The following is a 21,619-nucleotide window of genomic DNA, read 5'->3' as shown; positions in this document are numbered from 1 at the left end:
TCGCTCCCGGTGTGCGGTGCCACCGCGCTGACGCGGCCGGCAGGCTGTTGAATGGTTGCTTACTCGACTAATCAACCATACCCCCGCGCAGGAGTCAACCACCGTCGCGAGAACGGGTGCGTCGATGGTGAGCAGTTCGGGCCTGCCACGTGTTACGCGGCGGCGGCCTCCGCCCTGTCTTGAACGTGCTTCGTAGCGAGGATCGAGGTGAGCAGAATGAGCTCGAAGGCGTTGGTGACGGCGCCGCTATCCACGGGGAGAGGCACGGCGCTGCCGATCACCATCAGCAGTGTTCCCACCAGAAGCCAGATCCACTTCTGCCGCCGCCACACGAAAAATGCGGCCACGAGCAGGGTCACGGTCACGAGCAGCACCATGAGCGGCGGACCGCCTGCGGCCTCGGCGGCGGAGTAACTCAGGACGCCGTGTTCACGTTCGGCCGTGAGCTCGATTCCGACAACGTGGGTCAGTTCCAATGCCATGAGTGCTACGGCAGCAGCAGTGGCGACAACGCCGGCCCACCGAGTCCGCGCCCACGCCACACCGCTCCGGGCCACAACGTGCCAGGCGAAGATCGCCAGTAACGGCGTGACCAGTGCATGGATCCAGTAACGGGCCAGGTTCAGCCCTTCGAGCAGCGCGCCCTCGCCGATATACGCCCCTGTTGCCAGCACGATGTTGTCGTACACGAGCCCGGCGATGACGAGGACCGGCAGGTTCGCCGGGGTCCACCAGCGACCGCGGGCGGCGAGCGTCAATCCCCAAGCGAGCAGGGCCAGGTAGGCGGCGGCGTACGCGAAGAACAAGATGGTATCCATCTGCATCACCTTTTCAAGGAGTTCTCCATTCGGGCCCGACCGCCCTCAGCCGACCCGATGGCCTTTCGCTCTGGAACCTTGGTCTCTTCCGCCTAGCCGCCCGCGAACGGCGGCAGCACGTCGATCGCGTCACCCGGCGCAATGGAATGCACCGTTTCGACGCGCTCGCCGTTGAGCAGAAACGAACTGCGATCGATGACGCGGCGAAGCTCGCCCCCGAAGCGATCGGCCAGTTGCTCGGCGACGGCGCCGACGCTCTCGAGCCCCGACGCATCCAGTTCGAGGCTCTCCGTGCCGGCCGCGTCCGCCGCGGCGGCGAAGAAGCGGACGGTGATCATGCGGCTCCGCCGTCAAGGTCGCCGACGACCCCAGCGGCGTCGGCCTCTTCGACGTCACCCCTGTCACCGCCGCCGGCCTCGGTGCGCCCGTCGGTAATGCCCGCAGAAGCGGTGTCGCCGGCGTCGGCCTTCCCGTCGGCGATCCGCGTCTCGCCTTCGGCCACGCCGGCCTCGTCGTATGCGACACCACGCTCGGCGTCGGACGCGCTGCTCTCAGCGCTGGTGGCGTCGCGTTCGCTGTCTTTGCCGCCGTTCCGGTCGCTGCCGTTCCCGTCGCCCTGGGCGCGCTGCTCCCACGCCGCGAGCGCCTCGCCGACTGCTTCGACGCCGGCCTCCGGTGAGCCGAGATCACCGCGGCCGAGCGCGAGGCCGACCATGAACGTCGAGACGGGGGCGCCTGGGCGCACGGCACCGTGCGCGACATCGCGAGCGATGTCGAGGACCGCCTGCGTCGGCACGTCATCACCCGTGAGGCCGAGACGCGGAGCGAGCTCGCTGATCCAGGGTTCGAGTTCTGGGGGCATGGTGCTCACGGTTCCTCCGTCGACGCTCCGGGGTTGGCCGCCGTGCTTGTCGGCCGGCTCAGAGGCACAACGGCCCGTTGCCGAGGTGCACGACAGCACCGTACGCCGCCACGTCTGATGGCGTATCAATATCCGGGGTGACGTTCGCGCCGACGGCGTGTCTCGAAAGGCGGAGGCCACCGAGGCGGCCGCGCAACGGCTCGCCAGCCTCAACGCCAGCGAGGGCCGAGTTCAGGGCATCGAGCCGGATGCGTGTGGCCAGCCACTGCTCGCGGCCGTCTTCGTCGACGAGCATGACGCCATCGGCGCCTGCATCATGGGACGCTGCCGAGAGTGATGACGCGGCGCCCCGCCCTTCGTCGCTCGGCGCCTCCAAAGCCGCGTCGAGCGCCGCGACCACGTCGGCGGGCCGCACGAGGTCGCACGGCAGCAGGTCGACGAGAGCGTCACCTGGCACCCCGGCATCGAGCAGCTCGGCCACCCCGGCGGCCACCGCCACCGCCGGTCCCCCGAACCGGTCTTCCTCGATCGCGACGCGCACGACGCTCCGGCGCTCGTCGTCGCCGGCTGTTCCGCCACCGGACGTCGCAGGATCGTGCCGCAACGCCGCGACGACCTCGTCCGCCGGGCCGACGACCGCGATGCTCGACCGATGCGCGGCGATGAGCGCGTCGATCACGCGCGCGAGGGCCGGCCTGCCGTGGATGCGCAGCAGCACCTTCGACGTTCCACCGAGTCGCGAGGCCCGCCCGCCGGCGAGCACGATCGCGGCGGCGACGGCCCCCGTCTCGGAAGCGACGGCCCCCGTCTCGGAAGCGACGCCCGGACTGGACGCGGCGCCCGGACCGGAAGCGGCCCCCGACCAGGGCATACCGCCCGGCCCGACGTTGCCCGCACCGCTGTCCTGCCCATTCCCGCTCGCGCTCATTGGCGCCGCCACGTTCCGCTCTTGCCGCCGGTCTTCTCGACGAGCTCGACGCGCTCGATGGCGACCGACTTGTCGATGCCCTTGACCATGTCGACCACCGAGAGCGCCGCGATCGACACGGCCGTGAGCGCCTCCATCTCGACACCGGTGCGGTCGGCGGTGCGCACGGTTGCCGTCAGCTCGACGCCGTCGTCGGCGAGCTCGACGTCGACGACCGCGCCGTGCACGCCGATGATGTGCGCGAGCGGCAGTAGTTCGGCCGTGCGTTTGGCCCCCGCGATCCCCGCGATGCGGGCGAGCGCGAACACGTCTCCCTTTGGCGTGGTGCCATCACGGAGCGCGGACATGACCTCCGGACCGCAGGTGACGCGGCCGCGTGCCGTCGCCGAGCGCACGGTCGGGGCCTTCTCGGTCACGTCGACCATGCGCACGCGGCCGGCGCCGTCGAGGTGGGTGAATGGCGTGGTCACGGAAGGACCTCCCAGATCGTGAGTTCGTCGCCCACCCGGACGTCGGCGGCGTCGGCGGGCGCGATGGCGAGCGCGTCGGCCCTGGCGAGTCGTGCGACCAGGTGCGAGCCGGAACCGCCGGCCGTCGCCGGGGCGATGGCCGAGCGCCCGTTGCCGTCGACGCCGAGCGTGCGCACGGGCATGAGCTGCAGACGGCCGGGTGGGCACCGCCAACCCTCGGACGCGATGCCGACGCGCTCGATGTGCGCGGGCCCCACCTCACCCGCGAGAGCTCGCAGGGCTGGGCGGACGAAGGCCTCGAAGCTCACGAACACGCTCACGGGATTGCCCGGGAGGCAGAACATGAGCGGACCCGAACGGCCCTCACCGTCGCTGCGTGCGAGTCGGCCGAAGCCCTGCGGCTTGCCGGGCTGCATGGCGACCTTGTGGAACTCGACGCCGCGCTCTTCCAACGCGATCCGCACGACGTCGAAGGCGCCGACGCTCACGCCGCCGGTCGTGATGACGACGTCGACGTCGCGGGCGAGCGCGTACAGCGCGTCGATGAAGGGGCCCGGTTCGTCGCCGGCGCGCTCGACGCGGGCGAGTTCGGCACCGGCCTCGGTGACGAGGCCGGCGAGCAGCGGGCTGTTGCTGTCGGGGATGCGCCCTCGAGTGAGCGGCGCCCCGGCCGGCAGAAGCTCGTCGCCCGTCGAGACGACCGCGACGCGAGGGCGCGGAACGACGACCGCCGTTGTCGCACCCGCCGCGATCGCCGCCGCGACGGCGCGCGCGCCGAGCCGCGCTCCTGCGGGCAGGACGAGCTCGCCCGGTTCGATGTCTTCGCCGCGGCGCCGGATGTGCGCCGCGGGCCTCGGCTCGTTCGTCACGTCGATCGCCTCGGGCGCCGCGGTCGCGATGTCGGTGCCGAGCGTCGTCGCCTCGAACGGGACAATGGCGTCTGCGTCTGACGGCACGGGCGCCCCGGTCATGATCCGCGCGCACTCGCCGTCGCGGAGCGCCGGATCATCGCCACTCCCCGCGGGGATGTCGGCGACCACGCGCAGTCGCACCGGAGCAGCGGGGCTCGCACCCGCGACCGATGCCCGGCGAACCGCGTAGCCGTCCATGGCCGAATTGTCGACGGTCGGGAGCGCGTGCACGGCGACGATGTCGGCAGCGAGCCGCAACCCGAGCCCCTGTTCGATCGGCACCGTGACGGGCGCAAGCGGCCCGCTCTCACGCAACACGCTCGCAAGGTGGGTCTCGAGCGATACCAGCTCACCCACGGGGCACCGCTCCCCCGGTCGGTGCCGCCGGAGCATCCGACCCGGCGGTCCGCAGACCCGCCGTTCCCTCGTCGAGCACGGCGACGCCGGGAACCCCGGCAGCACGCAGCATCGCTGCGGCATGCCTGGCCCGGGGGCCGAAGGCGCAGGCGACGACCACGCGCGTGGCACGCTCGATGGAGCCGGGCAGCTCACCCGCATCGATCGCGCTCGCGAGCGACTCGAGCGGCGCGCGCTCGAGTTCGACGAGTTCGAGCCCACGGGGCGGCCACGGCAATGCGGGCGCGGACGGCTCGCGCACGTCGACGAGCACGGTGCCGAGGGGGGCGGCGACCATCTCGCCGATCGTCGTCAGCCGCGACCGCAGCTCGCCGGCGGCGGCGCGACTGGGAAGCGGGATCGGTCGCGTCACGGAACCCGTGCGCGGAGGGCTCCAAGCGCCCCATTGCTCGGTCGAGCTCGGGCCCGCGGCCGGACGCGCACGGCGCACCCACTCAGGGCCGCGGCGGCCGGCGGCCTCGCCCGCGTCTCCGGGACGTGCGGCCGACTCACCGGGCTCAGCAACCGAGGCAGCGGCTCGCCGCGCGACGAGGGGTATCTCGCGCATCGTCGCGCCGAGCCCGTCGATCACCGCGACACGGCCCACGAGCGGGCGCCCGGCGCCGACGAGCAGCTTGATCGCCTCGGTCGCCGCCATCGCGCCCACTTGGCCGACAACAGGACCGAGTACGCCCTGGGCCGCGCACGACACGGGATGCCGCTGCACGGTCTCGCGATCGACGAGGTCGTCGATCGCCGGGTCGCCGGCGCGCCCCGTGAAGACGGTGAGCTTCGCGTCGGTGCCGATGACGGACGGCCAGACCAGCGGGACGCCGCACTCAGCGCACGCGTCGGCGATGGCGAAGCGGGTGGCCCAGTCATCGGTCGTGTCGACCACGACATCGGGCGCCAGCACGCGAATGATCTCGACGGTGTTCGCGGCGGTCAACCGCACGTCATGCGCCTCCACGCGCGTGGCCGGCGCCAGGCGCGCCGCCGCCGCCGCGAGCGTCGCCGCCTTCGGCCTACCGACATCGGCCTGGGTGAAGAGCAGTTGCCGTGCGAGATTGCTCGTCTCGATCACGTCGTCGTCGAGCAGATCGAGGCGCCCGACCCCGGCTCCGGCGAGATACTGTACGGCGGGCGCGGCGATGCCGCCCGCGCCGATGATGAGCACGCGTGCGTCTCGCAGCCGGCGCTGTCCGATGTCGCCGATCCAGGGCAGGGCGCGCTGACGCGAGGTGCGCTCGGCCTCGGCCGACGGACGCACCCCCGCTTCGCCCCAGCGCTGGTTCTCATCCACCCCACAACCGTAGAGCCCGCCACCGACATCGCGCACGCTGGGTCAGCGCGCGCGACGGCCTGACACAAACCCGGTATGCGGATGCTCCGCCTGATCGTGCACGCAGGTGCGGCGATATGATTGACGTTGTGACGCAGATCAGGATCAAGCATGCGGCCGCGTATCTCGGCGTGAGCGACGACACGGTGCGGCGGTGGGTCGACGCGGGCACGCTCGCGAGCGAACGCGACGGGTCGGGGCGCACCGTCGTGGACTCCCTCGACATGGCCCGCCTCGCCCGCGAGAACGCCGTGCTGCCCGCAGATCCGTCCGAGATCGGCCGATCGGCCCGGAACCGACTCGTCGGGGTGGTCACCGATATCACGATGGACACGGTCATGGCGCAAGTCGAGATGCAGTGCGGCCCCCATCGCATCGTGTCGCTGATGAGCAGCGAGGCCGTTCGCGAGCTCGGGCTCGAGCCCGGCTCCGTCGCGATCGCCGTGGTGAAGGCGACCACCGTCATCATCGAGACCCCGGCCGGAAAGGCCTGATCGTGCCCCGCGCCCTCACACGCCGCGGTCTCCGCGCGAGCGCCGTCGCGATCGCCGCCGCCTCCGCGCTCACCGTCGCGGCCTGCAGTGCGTCGACGGGCAACGGCGCCCCCGGCTCGAGCGACGCGGGCACCACCACGGGAGCGTCCCTCGCGGGCTCGATCACGGTGTTCGCGGCAGCCTCGCTGAACGCGCCCTTCACCGAGCTCGCCGAGCAGTTCGAAGCCGAGCATCCGGAAGCCAGCATCGACGTGAGTTTCGCCGGCTCGAGCGACCTTGTGACACAGATCAGTGAGGGCGCCCCCGCTGACGTGTTCGCGTCGGCCGACGAGGCGAACATGACCACGCTCACCGAGGCCGGCGTCATCGACGCGGATGCGCCGGTCGACTTCGCGACGAACGTGCTGACGATCGCCGTCCCTCCCGGCAACCCGGCCGGCGTCACATCGCTCTCGGATCTCGAAGACCCCGGGCTGCGCGTCGTCGTCTGCGCCCCGCAGGTTCCGTGCGGGGCCGCCACGGAGCGCGTCGAGCGCGAGGCGGACGTCACGCTGGCGCCCGCGAGCGAGGAGTCGGCCGTCACCGACGTGCTCGGCAAGGTGTCGTCGGGCGAGGCCGACGCCGGACTCGTCTACGTCACCGACGTCGCGGGCGCGGGCGACGCCGTCGACGCCGTCGACTTCCCGGAGTCGAGCGCCGCCGTGAACGCGTACCCCATCGCGCCGGTCGCCGCGAGCGGGCATCCCGCGCTTGCCGATGCGTTCGTCCATTTCGTGACCGGGGCGACCGGCCGGGCCGTGCTTGCCGACGCCGGGTTCGGCGCTCCGTGACTGACCGGGACACCGGGCGTGCGGGGCACCGCCGCGCCCCGGGCGCGGGCACGATCGCCGCGGGCACCACGGCGCCCATCGGCGTGCCCGGCTGGGTCATCGCAGCGGCGGTCGTTGGCACGGCCTTCGTGCTGCTGCCGCTCGCGAGCATGGCGTGGCGCGTCAACTGGGCCGAGTTCATCCGCCTCGTCACCGCGCCCGCGTCGCTCGACGCGCTGTGGCTGAGCCTGCGCACCTCGCTCGTCGCCACGGCCCTTTGCGTCGCGCTCGGGGTGCCGATGGCGATCGTGCTTGCCCGCATCGAGTTCGCCGCCAAGCGAATTGCGCGCGCGCTCGTCCTGGTGCCGCTCGTGCTGCCGCCCGTCGTCGGGGGCATCGCGCTCCTGTCGGCATTCGGCCGCCAGGGGCTCCTCGGCCGCAATCTCGAGCTGCTCGGCGTCTCGGTCGCGTTCTCCACGACCGCCGTCGTCATCGCCCAGACCTTCGTCGCCCTCCCGTTCCTCGTCCTCAGCCTCGAGGGTGCGCTGCGGACGGCCGGCACCCGCTACGAGGCGGTCGCCGCCACGCTCGGGGCCGGGCCCACCACGGTGCTGCGGCGCGTCACGGTGCCCCTCGTGCTGCCCGCCGTCGTCTCGGGGGCCGTGCTCTCCTTCGCACGCGCACTCGGGGAGTTCGGCGCGACGCTCACGTTCGCGGGCTCCCTGCAGGGCACGACCCGCACCCTGCCGCTCGAGATCTATCTGCAGCGCGAGACCGACCCCGATGCAGCCGTCGCCCTATCACTCGTGCTCGTCGTCGTCGCCATCATCATCGTCGCGTTCACGCACGGGGTCGGGGCGAGGCCGCTGCGCGGGCATCGCGATCAGCCGCGTCGCGGCCGGCCGTCGATGGCCGACCGCCCGCCGTCTCCCGCCCCGGCCGCCGGCACGAAGCGCGAGACGCGCTCGGGAGCGCACCGGCCGCCGAAGCGGTTCGAGCTGCGCGCGTCGGTGCGCGAGCGCGACGTCGACGTCGAGCTCGAGGTGGCCGCGGGCGAGACCGTCGCGCTGCTCGGGCCCAACGGCGCCGGGAAGTCGACCCTGCTCGCCCTCGCCGCGGGCCTCATCGCGGCCGATTCGGGGCAGGCGCGGCTCGGCGACCGGGTGCTGTTCGAGGTGGATGCCGGCGGCCGCCGTCGAGCACGGCGCCCGCACGAGCGCGGCGTCGCGCTGCTCGCGCAGGAGGCGCTCCTCTTCCCCAACCTCACGGCCCGTGACAACGTCGCGTTCGGTCCGCGCAGTCGCGGGACCACGCGGCGCGAGGCGCGTCGCGTGGCCGACGAATGGCTCGGCCGCGTTGGCGCGGCCGAGCTCGCCGACCGCAAACCGGCCGAGCTGTCGGGCGGTCAGGCGCAGCGCATCGCGGTCGCCCGGGCGCTGGCCGGAGACCCTGAGCTGCTCCTGCTCGACGAGCCCATGGCCGCGCTGGACGCGTCGGTCGTTCCGGCGCTCCGCCGCCTCTTGCGCGACGCGCTCGCCGGTCGAACGACGATCATCGTCACGCACGACGCACTCGACGCCGTGACGCTCGCCGACAGGGTGGCGCTGATCGAAGACGGCCGCGTCGTCGATTCCGGCCGAACGCGCGACGTGCTCGAGCGGCCGACGACCCCATTCGCAGCCCGGCTCGCCGGCCTGAACCTCCTCGTCGGCACCCTCGAGGCCGGCGGCGCGGTGCGCACCGACACCGGTGACCTCCTGCGCGCTGCGCCGTCCGCCGGCGCCGAGGGCTCCGCTCCGGGGAGCCGCGTCGGCGTCGCGGTGCGGCCGTCGCGCGTCGCCGTGTGGAGCGATCCGCCCGCTTCCGCCTTCGCGTCGACCTCCGGGGAAAACGCGATCAGCGGGATCGTGAACGATCTGGAACCCCGCGACGACGGCATCCGGATCCACGCGGGCGCGATCGCCGCCGACGTCTCGCCCTCCGTCGTGGCCGACCTCGACCTGGAGCCGGGCACCTGGGCTCGCTTCACGTTCGCCGAGGCGGACGCGACGTACTTCCCGCTGTAGCTAGTCGCGTCGGCCGGGTGTGAACGCCGTCTCGCGCTGCTCGCGGCTCTCGTCATGCGGCACGAACCGCACGTACATGGCCTTGTAGCCCGGTGTGTTCGACTCCCGGGCCACGTTCTCGCGGTGGACGAGGGCATTGGCCTCCGGGAAGTACGCCGCCGCACACTGTCGCGCGGTGGGGTACGAAACGAGGCGGAAGCGATCGGCGCGACGCTCGGTGCCGTTGAACACCGAGATCACATCGACGAGCTGCCGGTCTTCGAGCTCGAGGCGGTGGAGGTCGTCGGGGTGGATCAGGATGACGCGACGGCCGTCCTTCACGCCCCGGTAGCGGTCGTCGAGCCCGTAGAACGTGGTGTTGTACTGGTCATGGCTGCGCACGGTCTGCAGGATCAGGTGGCCGGCCGGCGGGTCGAGGTACTCGAGCGGGCTCACCGTGAAGATGCCGCGGCCGATCGACGTCGCGAACGAGCGGCTGTCGCGCGGCGGGCTCGGCAGCTGGAACCCGTTGCGCTCGCGCACGCGCCGGTTGAACGCTTCGAACCCGGGCAGGGTGCGTGCGATGTGATCGCGGATGACGTCGTAGTCTTCGGCCATGGCCCGCCAGTCGACGGGGTGGTCGGGGCCGAGGGCCGCCTCGGCCATGCGGGCCACGATCACCGGTTCGGCGAGCAGGTGCTCCGACACGGGGCGCAGGCGGCCCTGCGTGCTGTGCACCATCGACATCGAGTCCTCGACCGAAAGGAACTGCGCGCCGGCCTCGTGCTTGTCGTCCGCGTCGGTTCGGCCCAGCGTCGGCAGGATCAGCGAGGTCTGCCCGTGCACGACGTGCGAACGGTTCGGCTTCGTCGAGATGTGCACTGTGAGCCCTGCACGTTGCATGCCGGCCTCGAGGGCCTCCGTGTCGGAGCAGGCGAGCGCGAAGTTGCCGCCCATCGACACGAACACGTCGACGTCGCCGCGCTCGAAGGCGGCGACGGTCTCGACCGAGTCGTAACCCCACTCGCGAGGCGCGGTGATGCTGAACTCCCTGTCGAGGCTCGCGAGCAGCGCCTCGCCGGGCTTCTCGTAGATGCCCATCGTGCGGTCGCCCTGCACGTTCGAGTGGCCGCGCACGGGGCAGGCCCCGGCGCCCGGCTTGCCGAAATTGCCCTGCAGGAGGAGCAGGTTGATGATCTCTTTGATCGTGTCGACCGAGTGCGGCTGCTGCGTGATGCCGAGCGCCCAGCAGAAGGTGGTCGCGGGGCTTTCGATGAGCAGCTGCGCAACCCGCTCGATCTGTACGCGGGCGAGGCCCGTCGCGTGCTCGGTCTCATCCCAATCGATGCTCGCCCGCGCCTCCGCGTAGGCCTCGAAGCCGTCGGTGTTGGTGTCGACGAACTCGCGGTCGACGACGGTTCCCGGGTTGCGGGCCTCTTCGGCGAGGAGCAGGTGGCCGAACGCCTGGAAGAGCGCGAGATCGCCACCCACCTTGATCTGCACGAACTCGTCGGCGATCTCGGTGCCGCCGCCGACGACGCCGGACGGCGTCTGCGGGTCGCGGAAGTTGAGCAGGCCCGCCTCGGGAAGCGGATTGACCGCGACGACCGTGCCGCCGTTCTCCTTGCACTCCTTGAGTGCCGAGAGCATTCGCGGGTGGTTCGTGCCGGGGTTCTGGCCGACCACGAACACGAGCTTCGACTGGTGGATGTCTTCGAGCGACACCGTGCCCTTGCCGATGCCGATCGTGGGATTCATCGCCGACCCCGACGATTCGTGGCACATGTTGGAGCAGTCCGGCAGGTTGTTCGTGCCGATCGAGCGCGCGAACAGCTGGTACATGAAGGCCGTCTCGTTGGCCGTGCGCCCGGACGTGTAAAAGACGCAGCGATCAGGCGTCGTGTTCCGGATGCGCTCGCCGACGAGCTCGAATGCGTCGCTCCACGAGATCGGCGAGTAGTGGGTCTCGCCCGGCCGGATCACCACGGGCTGCGTGATGCGGCCCTGGTTCCCGAGCCAGTACTCGGTCTTGTCTCGCAGGTCCTCGATCGAGTGCTCGGCCCAGAACTCGGGCCCCACCGTGCGGAGCGTGTTCTCTTCGGCGATCGCCTTGGCGCCGTTCTCGCAGAACTCGGCCGTCTTGCGCTTTCCATCCGACTCCGGCCAGGCGCAGCCGGGGCAGTCGAACCCGCCACGCTGGTTGACGCGCAGCATCGAGGCCGCCGTGCGGGCGACACCCGCTTGCGCGATGCCGCGCTCGAGGGCGACCAGGACGCCGGTCACACCAGCGGCGTGGGTCTCGGGCTCGGTGATCTTGACGGCATCTTCATCGATGTCGCGCACGGGCGCCGGGCGGCCGCCGAGGCCGCGAGGTGGCTTGCTCCGTACTGCCATTTTCGCCTCCAGAGTCGAACGTCAACGGTCCAGCTTATCCGTTTCCGCGTAGCCATGGGGACAGCCGGTGCGGTGCCGTACACGTGACGGCCACACGCGTCACAGAGCGGTGGCGCGCTCGGGTGCCTTCACGGCGGCATCGGTTCCGCGGTCATCCATGCCGCGGGTGTCGGTTCCGTCGGTCTTCGTCAGGTCGATGCGCTGCGCCCCCGCATAGACGTTCACGGTCTCACCGCGCGAGAAACCCGCGAGGGTGATCCCGGTATCCCGCGCCATCTCCACGGCGAGCGATGAGGGGGCGCTCACCGCCGACATGATGGGGATGCCCGCCATGACGCACTTCTGCACGAGTTCGAAGGATGCCCGTCCCGACACCTGCAGGACCGCGTCGCGCAGCGGCAGCCGGCCGTCGCGCAGGGCCCAGCCGACGACCTTGTCGACGGCGTTGTGGCGGCCGACGTCTTCTCGGAGGCAGAGCAGCTCGCCGTCGAGCGTGAAGAGCCCGGCGGCGTGGACGCCGCCGGTTCGGTCGAAGAGGGCCTGCTCGTCGCGGAGGCGATCGGGCAGCGAGAGCAAGGTCGCGAGCTGGACCCGGGGAGCATCCGGCGCCGCAGGCCGAAGGAAAGCGGACGACTTGCGCACGGCCTCGATCGAGGCCGTGCCGCAGATGCCGCACGAGCTCGTCGTGTACACGTGGCGCTCGAGCGAGGTGTCGGGCGGTTCGGCCCCGGCTCCGAGCGTTGCATCGATGACGTTGTACGTGTTCTCTTGGCCGGGCTCGCCCTCGCAGACGATCATGCGCGACAGGTGCTCGGCCGTCGAGACGACGCCCTCAGAGACGAGGAAACCGGCGACCAGATCGAAGTCGTCACCCGGTGTGCGCATCGTCACGCTGAACGACGTGCCGTTGACGCGAATCTCGAGCGGCTCCTCGGCCGCGAGCACATCTTCGCGGCGGCGCTGAGTGCCGTCCGCGTGCAGTTTCAGCACACGAAGCTTCTGAGTGATGCGGGCCATTGCGGGGCTCCTTTGCGGGCGTCCTTCCATCTTCCGCCCGGGGCCGCGCTACGTCGAATCGGTTCGCGGCCAGCGCAGCCGCGCCCCTCCGCCAAGCGCGCCCGACGGCGGGTGCGCCCTACGGCACGTGCCGCTCGTCGTGTCCGTTGTAGACCGACAGCGGGCGGATGAGCGAGTTCGCCGCCGCTTGCTCGCGAATGTGGGCCGTCCAGCCGGTCACTCGTGACGCCACGAAGAGCGGCGTGAACGTCGGCGTATCGAAGCCCATGAGGTGGTACGTCGGCCCGGCCGGGTAGTCGAGGTTGGGCTTGATGCTCTTGCGCTCGCCGAACTCGCGCTCGAGCGTGTCGTAGAGCTCCAGCATGTCCTCGCGACCGTAGTGCGCGATCATGCGCTCAAGCGCGGCGCGCATCGTGGGCACGCGCGAGTCGCCGTTCTTGTAGACGCGGTGGCCGAAGCCCATGATCTTCTTCTTATTCGCGAGGGCGTCGTCGAGCCAGGGCACGACGCGATCGGCCGTGCCGATCTCGGTGAACGTTTGCATGACCGCCTCGTTGGCGCCGCCGTGCAGCGGCCCTTTGAGCGCCCCGATCGCCCCCGTGACGGCCGAGTAGAGGTCGGCGAGCGTCGATGTGATGACGCGGGCCGTGAACGTCGACGCATTGAACGAGTGCTCGGCATAGAGCACCATCGACACGCGGAAGGCGTCGACGACCTCCGGCGCGGCCTCGTCGCCGAACGTCATCCAAAGGAAGTTCTGCGAGTAGTCGAGGTCGTCGCGCGGTTCGACGAGTCCCTCCCCGCGGCGGCGTCGCTGGTCGTAGGCGATGACCGCGGGGAGCGCCGCGAACAGCCGCTTGGCCTTCTCGAGGTCGGCCTCGGGTGAGACGGTGCCGGAGGCGAGGTCGTTGGCGCCCATGATCGAAACAGCGGTGCGCACGACGTCCATCGGGTGGGCAGAAACGGGCAGGGCGTCGATCACGAGGCGGAGGCCTGGGTCGAGCCTGCGGTGCGAGCGCTCGAACGCCACGAACGAGGCGAGCTCGGTGGCGTTCGGCAGGTCGCCGTTCCACAGCAGCAGCGCCACCTCTTCGAAACTGCACTTCTCGGCGAGCTCCTGCACGGGGTACCCGCGATACAGCAATGAGTTGGTCTCGGGATTGACCTTCGAGACGGCGGTGTAGTCGACCGGAACCCCGGCAAGGCCCTTGTGGATCTCGGGCTGATCGTTCATGAGCATCCTTACTCGTCATCGACGGTCGTCACTGCCTGCGGGGCACCGGTGGCCCACCGTTTCGGTGGCCGACCCCCGCCCGCAGGCTATCGCTCGACCGTGAAGTTGAACACGGAGGTGTCGAAGTGGTTGTAGGCCTCGTAGTCGACGAGGTCGTAGAGGTCGGCGCGGTGCTGCATGGCGTCGAGGAGCCCGGTCAGATGGCCCTCGGCGTTCAGGTGATCAAGCGCGCGGCCCGTCGCGCCCATCGCGAGGCGCAGCATGGAGACCGGCCAGATCACGATGTTCATGCCGACGTCGGCGAGTTGCTGCACGCTGAAGAGGTCGCTCTTGCCGAACTCCGTCATGTTGGCGAGCAGCGGTACGTCGACGGCGGCCCGCATGGCCGCGAACTCGTCCAGGGTGCGCATGGCTTCGGGGAAGATTGCGTCCGCCCCGGCATCGACGAGCCGGCGTGCGCGATCGAGCGCGGCGTCGAGTCCCTCTGCGGCTCGGATGTCGGTGCGCGCCATGACGAGGAAGTTCGGGTCGCGCCGCGCATCCACGGCTGCCCGGATGCGCTTGATCGCCGTGTCGGTGTCGACGACTTCTTTCCCGTCGAGATGCCCGCACCGCTTGGGGTTGACCTGGTCCTCGATGTGAAGGCCGGCGAGCCCGGCATCCTCGAGCTCCTGCACGGTCCGCGCGACGTTCATCGACTCGCCGAAGCCGGTGTCGGCGTCGATGATCGCCGGCAACTCGGTCATGCGGGCGATCTGCCGACCACGGCCGGCGATCTCGCTGAGCGTTGTGAGACCGATGTCGGGTAGTCCCAGGTCGGCCGCGAGCACGGCTCCCGAGATGTAGACGCCGTCGAAGCCCTTGCGCTCGATGAGCCGCGCCGAGAGCGGGTTGAAGGCGCCCGGGAATCGCAGCAGTTCGCCCGACGCGAGCAGCTTCCGGAAGGCGCGCCGCTTGTCGACCGGCGTGGTGGTGGCGTACAGCACGGTGCCCCCTAGAACAGCCCGACGGGCGCGGGCAGCAGCGAGCCGTGCGGGGCGATGATGGTGAGCTCGGGGAGCTCGGCGGGCCGCAGGTCTGGCAGTCGCTGCGCCACCTCGAGGAATCGCTCGATCTCGCTCGAATCGAGCACGTCGCCCGCGAGCGCGCGGAACTTCCGCACATACTGTTCACGCCCGAAGGGTCGCGCGCCGAGCGGGTGGGCGTCGGCCACCGCGATCTCGTCGCGAATCTCGGTGCCGTCGTCGAGCGTGATCACGATGGCCCCGCCGAAGGCCTTCTCCGCGACGTCGCGCGAGTGGTAGCGGCGCGTCCACTCGGGGTCTTCAACGGTCGTGACCTTCTGCCACAGCTCGACCGTATCGGGGCGTGCAGCGCGCTCGGGCGCATACGACTCGACGTGGTGCCATCCCCCGTCTTGCAGGGCCACGGTGAAGATGTAGGGGATCGAGTGGTCGAGCGTCTCGCGTGACGCCGCGGGGTCGTACTTTTGCGGGTCGCCTGCGCCGGAACCGATCACCACGTGCGTGTGGTGCGATGTGTGGAGCACGATCTCGGCGATGCGCGAGGGCTCGACGACGAGGGCGGGATGCTCGAAGTGCAGTTTCCGTGCAAGGTCGATCCAGGCTTGCGCCTGGTACTCGGCCGAGTGTTCCTTGGTGTACGTGTCGAGGATCGCTCGTTTCGGCTCGCCCGGGCCCGGCAGCGGCACCGTGTACCGCGCACCGGGGCCGTCGAGCATCCACGCGATGACGCCGTCTTCGCCCTCGTAGACGGGCACGGGACTCGTCTGTCCGCGCATGGCGCGGTCGACCGCCTCAACGGCCATCTTGCCGGCGAACGCGGGTGCATGAGCCTTCCACGTCGAGATCTCGCCCTTGCGCGATTGGCGCGTCGCGGTCGTCGTGTGGAGGGCCTGCCCGACGGCCTGGAAGATGGTCTCCTCGTCGAGCCCCAGCAGCGTGCCGATGCCCGCCGCGGCCGAGGGCCCCAGGTGGGCGACGTGGTCGATCTTGTGCTTATGGAGGCAGATCGCCTTCACGAGGTCCACCTGGATCTCGTAGCCGGTGGCGATGCCGCGCACAAGATCGCGGCCAGACAGCCGCCGCGCGGCGGCGAGGTGCTGGGCCACCGCGATGATCGGCGGAATGTTGTCGCCGGGGTGCGAGTAGTCGGCCGCCAGGAACGTGTCGTGGAAGTCGAGCTCGCGCACCGCGACCCCGTTGACCCATGCGGCCCACTCGGGGCTCGTCCGCGTGCTCATCGGCTCGCCGAAAACGGTCGCGCCCGCACCGTTCGCGCTCGCGGCATGCGCGAGCGCCTGGCCGCGCGCCGCCACGACGGGCGAGCGGCCCAGCGACGCGGCGGCGACTGCGGCGTTGTCGATGACGCGGTTGATGACCATGTCGGTCACCTGGGGTTCAATCTCAACGGGGTCGGTGGCAACCCGGGCGATCTTCCAGGCCAGCTGATCTTCGCGCCCGAGGTCGTCGGCCGAAGGGTGAACGCGAACGTCGTGCTGCTGCATGGGGTCATCATCTCAGGGCGGGCGTCCGGCGCGCCGGTTCGGCTGTTCGGCTGTTCGGCTGGGCCCAGCGCATCCTCGCCCCCAATGCGCGGCTACCATGCCCGCATGGCAGCGCCCGAAGCATCCGACCGCCCCTCTGCACGGGTCACGCCCGACGAGTTCTTCGCATTCGCTCGCCGCGTGCTCTTCGTACACGCGCATCCCGACGACGAGACGCTGTGGGCCGGCAACCTCATGGCAGAGCTCGTCGATCGGGGCGCGCGGGTGTCGCTCGTCACGACCAACCGCGGCGAGCTCGGGCAGGTCGTCGACCCGGAGCTCGCGCACGTCTTCGGCACCGACTCGCTCGGGCCGCACCGCGCGCGCGAACTCGAGGCATCGCTCGAACGGCTCGGGGTCACGGACCACGCGTGGCTGGGCACCGCGCCGGCACGCGCGGCCGGTCTGCCCGATCGCGAGTACCGCGACTCCGGGATGCGGTGGGTCACGGAGGGCGTGGCCGGGCCCGACCTCGAGGCGGCCGCCGACCTCCGCTGTTTCACCTCGGCACCCATGGATGAAGCGACAGCGGACCTGGCGGCCTTCGCGGCCGCGCGCACGCCCGACGTGATCATCACGTACGACGCCAACGGCGGCTACGGCCACCCCGACCACGTGCGGGCGCACTTGATCTCCGTCGCGGTGGGCCGCGCGACCGGCGCACAGGTGTGGGCGATCGCGGGCGACCCTGCGGCGCGGCGGGTCACCGACGCCGACGTGTGGTTCGACCTTCCCCATCAGGCCGACCGCATCCGCTCAGGCCTGGAGCAGTACCGCTCGCAGCTCATCATGCGCCCCGACGGGCGCGTTCAGCACGAAGACGGGTTCTCCCACGAGGTGCCAGTCGGGGTCGGTCTCACCCGCATCGTGTAGGGCTATTGATGTGATGACCGGCCGTCGGCATGGATACGAGATCATGCGCGAGGCTTCGGATGGCGGGAGGACTATGACGGTGGGGCGGGCGCGGTTTGCCCGGCTCCTGCGCTGGTATCCGAAAGGTTGGCGAGAACGCAACGGCGAGGTGCTGCTCGGCGCGATGCTCGACGAGGCCGAACGGAATGGGCGCGATCGGCCGACAGCTGCGGAATGGCGCTCAGCCGTCGTGCACGGCTTGGGCGCCCGGCTGGACCGCACATGGCGTTGGCGTGCGCGGTTTCCGCACTGCTGATCGCCGCGCTCGTCGGAGCCGTCCAAGCGAGTCCCGTGCGGGAGTGGCTGTCTTCCGTCCTTCCTGAGGATGCGGTGCACTGGGGAGCCGCGGTGCTGAGTGCGGCTGTCTGCCCGGCACTCGTGTCGGTCGCGGCGGTCGCTCTCATCCGACACCGGGAGTGGCTCTCGGAGTCCCGCTCCCTACTGGTGCTCATCTTGGCAGGGCCGGGTTTCGTGATCGCGGGGTTGGCGGCAGTTTCATGGTCCGTCGCGTGGGAGACGGCGAACACCAATATGCCCGGCAATTGGTTCTCCGACGCCTGGGCATGGCTCATCCCTGCGGCCTGGGTACTGGGTGCGTCTGCGGTCACGGTGTGCCTGATGGGATTTGTCGGGCGGACCCGCCTGCATCCAGTCGCAGCTGCAGGCATTGCACTGCTGATCGGGATGGTCGCCGCGCCGATCATCGGTGGGATCCAACTCATTCCCCCTGTGGCGCCAATTGCGGCTGCCGGGATCGGAGTTCTCTCCTTGGTGCCGTTGCCATCGGAACGCACCGCGCCGACCGCCCCTGCTCCTCCCGCGTCGAACGGACGGCCTCTCAGCCTCACCAGTCGACGTTGGTCGTGCGCGCTTGCATGGCTGGCCGCGACTGGCGGCGCAGTCGGTCTCGTCTTCGCGCTCACCGGTGCGCACTGGCCCATCGGCACGACCGACGCCACAGCGGCCATGGGGTGGGGAACCATGACCGCGCTCATCGCCGTGTTGCCGTTCTTGACGGCCGTCGGCATTGTGACAACGGCCCACTCTCGACGTTCGCCCGCGCACACGTGGGGCCCGACGCTGCTGCTCGGGCTGGCGTTCCTCGCGGTCGCTCTGAGCTATCTCGGCGCGCCGTCCTGGGACCGAATGTCCCCCGGTTTCATCGCTGGCTCCGCCTTGACCGGAGCAGCCATCGCCTGGTGGTTGGTGACCCGCCTGGCCGGATCGGTCGGAGCACGCGTCGCAATCGCCGTCGCCGTCGGCATCTGCTACACCGCGCTCCAGGGCATGCTTCTCGCGCCCCTCGTGTCCTTCGTCCTTCCGCTGGGTGCCGCCGCCTTCGCCATCTGGGCACCACGCGCACGTGGGCTCGGCATGCGTGCGGACCACAAGGGTCAAGACAGCGACCGAGTAACGCTCCCGCAGATCTGAGGGCGGGCTCTCCGAGGCAAGACTCGGCGAAGCCCCAACGACCGCGGACCGCAACCGGGGGGACGTCGATGCACCGTCCGTCGCGACGGCCGCGACTTCCCCGGCGCCTCGGGGCTACGCCCCGACGCGGATCACCTTCTTGTTGACGAACTCGTCGGCCGCCAGCAGCCCGAGCTCGCGCGACGTGCCCGAGCGCTTTACGCCACCGAAGGGCAGCGCGGCCTCGTCGGCCAGCACGGCATTGATGAAGACCATTCCGGCTTCGATCTGATCGGCGACGCGCTGGGCTTGCTCGGCGTCGGTCGTGAAGACATACGAGCCGAGCCCGAACGGCGTGTCGTTGGCGAGACGCACGGCTTCGGCCTCATCAGCAACCCGGTAGACGGCCCCGACGGGCCCGAAGAACTCTTCGCGGTAGGCATCCATCTCGGGCGTCACACCGGTCAGCACCGTGCCCGGCACATAGGCGCCGTCGCGCGTGCCGCCCACGACGACCGTGGCACCTTGCTCGACGGCGCGGTCGATCTGCGCCTGCAGGCGCTCGGCGGCGGCGAGCGACGAGAGGGGGCCGAGCACCGTGTCGTCGGCGAGCGGGTCGCCGACCTTGGCGGCCTCCATCGCCGCGGCGAACTTCTCGAGGAACGCGTCGTACAGGTCGTCGACCACGATGAAGCGCTTTGCCCCGTTGCAGGCCTGGCCGTTGTTGTCGAGCCGGGCGTCGACGGCGGCCGCGACCACGGCGTCCAGGTCGTCCGCCGACAGCACGATGAACGGGTCGGAGCCACCGAGCTCGAGCGCGACCTTCTTGAGGTTGCGGCCGGCCACCTCGGCGACCGCCGCGCCGGCACGCTCCGAGCCCGTGACCGACACGCCCTGCACGCGCGGGTCGGCGACGATGTCGGCCGCCTGTTCGTTGGTCGCGTACACGTTCTCGTAGGCGCCCTCCGGCAACCCCGCGTCGCGATACATCGCCGCGATGGCCGCCGCCGATTCAGGGCACTGGGGCGCGTGCTTCAGCACGATCGTGTTGCCGACGGCCAGGTTCGGTGCCGCGAACCGGGCCACCTGGTAGTAGGGAAAGTTCCACGGCATGATGCCGAACAGCACCCCGAGGGGGGCGCGGCGCACGACCGCCGTGCCCTCGCCCTGGATCGCAAGCGGCTCGTCGCCCGTGATTTCATCGATGTGGTCGGCGTAGTACTCGGTGATCTCGGCAGCGAAGTCGACCTCGCCCACGGCCGCCTCGAGCGGCTTGCCCATCTCGCGCACGATGATGCGGGCGAGCTCGTCGCGACGCTCGCGGTGCAGCTCGGCGACCCGGCGCAGTCCGGCCGCGCGATCAGCGGGGCTCGTGGCACGCCACTCGGGGAATGCGGCGTGGCTGCGGTTGATGGCGGCGGCGATCTCGGCGTCGGTCGCCGTCGGGTAGTCGCTCACACGCTCGCCGGTGGCGGGATTGGTGACGGCGTAGTCGCTCATTGCATCTCCTTCATGGCACGTTTCCTCGTGGACTCGACCCTAGGCCCGCGGGCCCTGCGCGCCCTTGGCGTCCTGTTCCGCGATCTGCGCGGCGACGAGCCGCCCCATGCGGATCGCGCCGTCGACGTGCTGGTAGCCGGCCCCCGCCATGTCGCTGCACGCGAAGTGGATCGGTCCGATCGGCCGGCGCAGGTCGGCGCCGTACCGCTGCAGGCCACCGAGGTCGAAGCTGGCGGCGTAAGCGCCGCGCGTCCACTCTTCCGCACCCCAGTCGCTCTCGTAGTAGACGACCGGATGCTTTGCCTCGTCGCCGTAGTAGGTCGCGAGTGATTCGAGGATGCTCGTCCTGCGTTCCTCATCCGAGAGCCGGAAGACGTCGTCGGCGTTCTGGTCGGAGACGAAGCCGACGAGGGTGCCGCGCTCGTCGCCGTGGTTCGTGTTGTCGTACGCCTCGTGCACGAGCTGGAACGGGCTGAACGCGGTTCCCGAAAGCCCCGCATCCCGCCAGAACGGCCGCTCGTAGACGGCGTGCACCTTGATGACGAAGCCCATCGAGAGGTGCTGGTGCATCTGCTGGGGGATGCGCGGGAGAGCGGGCTCGAACGAGATGCGGTGGTAGAGCGTCGGCGCGAGGGCGAGGATGGCCCGCTTCGCGCGGACCGTGACGCTGCGGCCATGGGCGACGACGCCGTCATCGCCGTGCTCGAGGCGCAGCACCGGTTGCTCGAGGAAGAGGTCGTCGCCGAGCCGCTCGGCCAGGCGAATCGGCACCTGCTGCAGCCCGCCGATGACGCGCTTGTCGAGGATGAAGTCGGCGTCGACGAGGTGCGTGAAGCTGCCGGCACTCGCCGCCATCAGCAGCGACTGCAGCAGCGAGAACGCGTGCGCGGGCTTCGTGAGCATGGCGGCGCCCGTGAACATCGCGATGTTGGCGAGTGCTTCGGCGTCATCGGTCTGCTGCTCGAGCCACGCCTCCCATGAGATCTTGTCCCACTCGCGGGCATTCGGATGCTCCCAGGGCGCATCGGGGTCGATCTCGGCGACCATCGCGTCGAGCCGTTCGATCAGCTCGTTCATGATTCGCTCGGTCTCGGGGGCCACGGGGAAGATGTCGCCCGTGAACCGGCGTCGCTGACCCGCGGCATCGACGTAGACGCTCTCGCCCTCGCGATAGCGGCTGAACGTCTCGAGGCCGAGCTCGTCGAGGGTCTCGATGAGCGCCGACTGGTCCGGCGAGACCCACTGGCCGCCGATCTCGAGCATCGCGCCCTCGATGTCGTCGGTCCACAGGCGGCCGCCGACACGGTCGCGGGCCTCGAGCACCGCGACGGAGGCGCCGGCCTTCTTCAGCGTGGTCGCAGCCGTCAGGCCGGTCGCTCCGGCCCCGATGATGACGACGTCTCGGACGAGTTCGGTCACGGAGATTCCTTACGTTGGCGCGGCGGACGTGATTCGCACTCGTCGAGCCGATGCGAGCAATCGCGAGAGCGCGACTGTCGTTCACCTGCTCA

Annotated in this window: 19 protein-coding genes and 1 pseudogene; 6 read left to right on the top strand and 14 right to left on the bottom strand. The window is 70.6% G+C overall.

The window, feature by feature from the left end; all coding sequences use genetic code 11:
* Nucleotides 1-152: 152 nt before the first annotated feature.
* From F8O04_RS00590 to F8O04_RS00560, 7 genes are all read right to left on the bottom strand, one after another.
* Nucleotides 153-818: a hypothetical protein gene (locus F8O04_RS00590; RefSeq protein ID WP_158027391.1), complete on the bottom strand. Its 666-nt coding sequence runs from the start codon at nucleotides 816-818 to the stop codon at nucleotides 153-155.
* Nucleotides 819-910: 92 nt separating this feature from the next.
* Nucleotides 911-1,156 (bottom strand): MoaD/ThiS family protein, encoded by a 246-nt coding sequence (locus tag F8O04_RS00585; protein ID WP_158027390.1) that lies wholly within the window; start codon nucleotides 1,154-1,156, stop codon nucleotides 911-913.
* On the bottom strand, nucleotides 1,153-1,680 hold the full coding sequence (locus F8O04_RS00580) for a DUF6457 domain-containing protein (protein ID WP_225734961.1): 528 nt from the start codon (nucleotides 1,678-1,680) through the stop codon (nucleotides 1,153-1,155). Before F8O04_RS00580 ends, F8O04_RS00585 begins: the two co-directional genes overlap by 4 nt.
* Before the next feature lie 58 nt (nucleotides 1,681-1,738).
* Nucleotides 1,739-2,608, bottom strand: a complete 870-nt coding sequence (locus tag F8O04_RS00575) for a nucleotidyltransferase family protein (RefSeq protein WP_158027388.1) — start codon at nucleotides 2,606-2,608, stop codon at nucleotides 1,739-1,741.
* On the bottom strand, nucleotides 2,605-3,078 hold the full coding sequence (gene moaC / locus F8O04_RS00570; RefSeq protein WP_158027387.1) for a cyclic pyranopterin monophosphate synthase MoaC: 474 nt from the start codon (nucleotides 3,076-3,078) through the stop codon (nucleotides 2,605-2,607). The genes F8O04_RS00575 and moaC overlap by 4 nt, the downstream gene beginning before the upstream one ends.
* Nucleotides 3,075-4,346: a molybdopterin molybdotransferase MoeA gene (locus tag F8O04_RS00565; RefSeq protein WP_225734785.1), complete on the bottom strand. Its 1,272-nt coding sequence runs from the start codon at nucleotides 4,344-4,346 to the stop codon at nucleotides 3,075-3,077. The genes moaC and F8O04_RS00565 overlap by 4 nt, the downstream gene beginning before the upstream one ends.
* Entirely contained in the window at nucleotides 4,339-5,688 is a 1,350-nt protein-coding gene (locus tag F8O04_RS00560; RefSeq protein ID WP_188726359.1) for a HesA/MoeB/ThiF family protein, read from the bottom strand. The genes F8O04_RS00565 and F8O04_RS00560 overlap by 8 nt, the downstream gene beginning before the upstream one ends.
* Nucleotides 5,689-5,816: 128 nt before the next feature.
* Here F8O04_RS00560 and F8O04_RS00555 point away from each other — a divergent pair, with 128 nt between their 5' ends.
* The 4 genes and pseudogenes from F8O04_RS00555 (at nucleotide 5,817) to F8O04_RS14930 (ending at nucleotide 9,096) form a co-directional block, all read left to right on the top strand.
* Nucleotides 5,817-6,221, top strand: coding sequence for a TOBE domain-containing protein (locus tag F8O04_RS00555; RefSeq protein WP_158027385.1), 405 nt, complete (start codon nucleotides 5,817-5,819; stop codon nucleotides 6,219-6,221).
* Nucleotides 6,222-6,223: 2 nt separating this feature from the next.
* A complete protein-coding gene (gene modA / locus F8O04_RS00550; protein ID WP_158027384.1) occupies nucleotides 6,224-7,051 on the top strand; it encodes a molybdate ABC transporter substrate-binding protein in 828 nt (275 codons plus the stop codon).
* 53 nt (nucleotides 7,052-7,104) lie between these two features.
* A pseudogene (locus F8O04_RS14935) lies at nucleotides 7,105-7,932 on the top strand (ABC transporter permease); the annotation flags it as partial.
* A 6-nt stretch (nucleotides 7,933-7,938) separates the two neighbouring features.
* Nucleotides 7,939-9,096, top strand: coding sequence for a sulfate/molybdate ABC transporter ATP-binding protein (locus F8O04_RS14930; RefSeq protein WP_308420213.1), 1,158 nt, complete (start codon nucleotides 7,939-7,941; stop codon nucleotides 9,094-9,096).
* Here the strand turns inward: F8O04_RS14930 and F8O04_RS00540 are convergent, their stop codons facing one another.
* The 5 genes from F8O04_RS00540 to F8O04_RS00520 all read right to left on the bottom strand — a co-directional run bounded on the left by F8O04_RS00540 (nucleotide 9,097) and on the right by F8O04_RS00520 (nucleotide 16,247).
* Entirely contained in the window at nucleotides 9,097-11,469 is a 2,373-nt protein-coding gene (locus tag F8O04_RS00540) for an FdhF/YdeP family oxidoreductase (RefSeq protein WP_158027382.1), read from the bottom strand.
* Nucleotides 11,470-11,568: 99 nt separating this feature from the next.
* Nucleotides 11,569-12,486, bottom strand: coding sequence for a formate dehydrogenase accessory sulfurtransferase FdhD (fdhD, locus tag F8O04_RS00535; RefSeq protein WP_158027381.1), 918 nt, complete (start codon nucleotides 12,484-12,486; stop codon nucleotides 11,569-11,571).
* A gap of 118 nt (nucleotides 12,487-12,604) precedes the next feature.
* The gene (locus F8O04_RS00530; protein WP_158027380.1) at nucleotides 12,605-13,720 is read right to left on the bottom strand and encodes a bifunctional 2-methylcitrate synthase/citrate synthase; all 1,116 of its coding nucleotides are present in this window, start codon (nucleotides 13,718-13,720) and stop codon (nucleotides 12,605-12,607) included.
* A gap of 86 nt (nucleotides 13,721-13,806) precedes the next feature.
* On the bottom strand, nucleotides 13,807-14,706 hold the full coding sequence (gene prpB / locus F8O04_RS00525; protein WP_158027379.1) for a methylisocitrate lyase: 900 nt from the start codon (nucleotides 14,704-14,706) through the stop codon (nucleotides 13,807-13,809).
* Between the two features lie 8 nt (nucleotides 14,707-14,714).
* Nucleotides 14,715-16,247 carry an MmgE/PrpD family protein gene (locus F8O04_RS00520; RefSeq protein WP_158027378.1) on the bottom strand — a complete coding sequence of 511 codons (1,533 nt, stop codon included), beginning with the start codon at nucleotides 16,245-16,247 and terminating at the stop codon, nucleotides 14,715-14,717.
* Between the two features lie 105 nt (nucleotides 16,248-16,352).
* Between F8O04_RS00520 and F8O04_RS00515 the strand changes: the two genes are divergently transcribed.
* Both F8O04_RS00515 and F8O04_RS00510 read left to right on the top strand, forming a co-directional pair.
* Complete coding sequence (locus F8O04_RS00515) at nucleotides 16,353-17,159, top strand: PIG-L family deacetylase (RefSeq protein ID WP_188726360.1); 807 nt, start codon at nucleotides 16,353-16,355, stop codon at nucleotides 17,157-17,159.
* A 1,020-nt stretch (nucleotides 17,160-18,179) separates the two neighbouring features.
* Nucleotides 18,180-18,629 carry a hypothetical protein gene (locus tag F8O04_RS00510; RefSeq protein WP_158027376.1) on the top strand — a complete coding sequence of 150 codons (450 nt, stop codon included), beginning with the start codon at nucleotides 18,180-18,182 and terminating at the stop codon, nucleotides 18,627-18,629.
* A gap of 114 nt (nucleotides 18,630-18,743) precedes the next feature.
* Here F8O04_RS00510 and F8O04_RS00505 read toward each other — a convergent pair whose 3' ends face one another.
* The gene (locus F8O04_RS00505; RefSeq protein WP_158027375.1) at nucleotides 18,744-20,108 is read right to left on the bottom strand and encodes an NAD-dependent succinate-semialdehyde dehydrogenase; all 1,365 of its coding nucleotides are present in this window, start codon (nucleotides 20,106-20,108) and stop codon (nucleotides 18,744-18,746) included.
* Between the two features lie 39 nt (nucleotides 20,109-20,147).
* The gene (locus F8O04_RS00500) at nucleotides 20,148-21,527 is read right to left on the bottom strand and encodes a flavin monoamine oxidase family protein (protein ID WP_158027374.1); all 1,380 of its coding nucleotides are present in this window, start codon (nucleotides 21,525-21,527) and stop codon (nucleotides 20,148-20,150) included.
* Nucleotides 21,528-21,619 lie beyond the last annotated feature (92 nt).

The sequence above is a fragment of the Pseudoclavibacter endophyticus genome, assembly GCF_008831085.1.
GTDB classification, from domain to species: Bacteria; Actinomycetota; Actinomycetes; order Actinomycetales; family Microbacteriaceae; genus Pseudoclavibacter; species Pseudoclavibacter endophyticus.
This window is presented reverse-complemented; position numbering and strand designations above follow the sequence as displayed.

Bases quoted from the DNA above. Each gene is read 5' to 3' on its own strand.
- F8O04_RS00580 (WP_225734961.1), bottom strand. From the start codon at position 1,680: ATGCCCCCAGAACTCGAACCCTGGATCAGCGAGCTCGCTCCGCGTCTC.
- F8O04_RS00540 (WP_158027382.1), bottom strand. From the start codon at position 11,469: ATGGCAGTACGGAGCAAGCCACCTCGCGGCCTCGGCGGCCGCCCGGCG.
- F8O04_RS00530 (WP_158027380.1), bottom strand. From the start codon at position 13,720: ATGAACGATCAGCCCGAGATCCACAAGGGCCTTGCCGGGGTTCCGGTC.
- F8O04_RS00515 (WP_188726360.1), top strand. From the start codon at position 16,353: ATGGCAGCGCCCGAAGCATCCGACCGCCCCTCTGCACGGGTCACGCCC.
- F8O04_RS00520 (WP_158027378.1), bottom strand. From the start codon at position 16,247: ATGCAGCAGCACGACGTTCGCGTTCACCCTTCGGCCGACGACCTCGGG.
- fdhD (WP_158027381.1), bottom strand. From the start codon at position 12,486: ATGGCCCGCATCACTCAGAAGCTTCGTGTGCTGAAACTGCACGCGGAC.
- F8O04_RS14930 (WP_308420213.1), top strand. From the start codon at position 7,939: ATGGCCGACCGCCCGCCGTCTCCCGCCCCGGCCGCCGGCACGAAGCGC.
- F8O04_RS00505 (WP_158027375.1), bottom strand. From the start codon at position 20,108: ATGAGCGACTACGCCGTCACCAATCCCGCCACCGGCGAGCGTGTGAGC.
- F8O04_RS00510 (WP_158027376.1), top strand. From the start codon at position 18,180: ATGACCGCGCTCATCGCCGTGTTGCCGTTCTTGACGGCCGTCGGCATT.
- F8O04_RS00590 (WP_158027391.1), bottom strand. From the start codon at position 818: ATGGATACCATCTTGTTCTTCGCGTACGCCGCCGCCTACCTGGCCCTG.
- F8O04_RS00585 (WP_158027390.1), bottom strand. From the start codon at position 1,156: ATGATCACCGTCCGCTTCTTCGCCGCCGCGGCGGACGCGGCCGGCACG.
- F8O04_RS00575 (WP_158027388.1), bottom strand. From the start codon at position 2,608: ATGAGCGCGAGCGGGAATGGGCAGGACAGCGGTGCGGGCAACGTCGGG.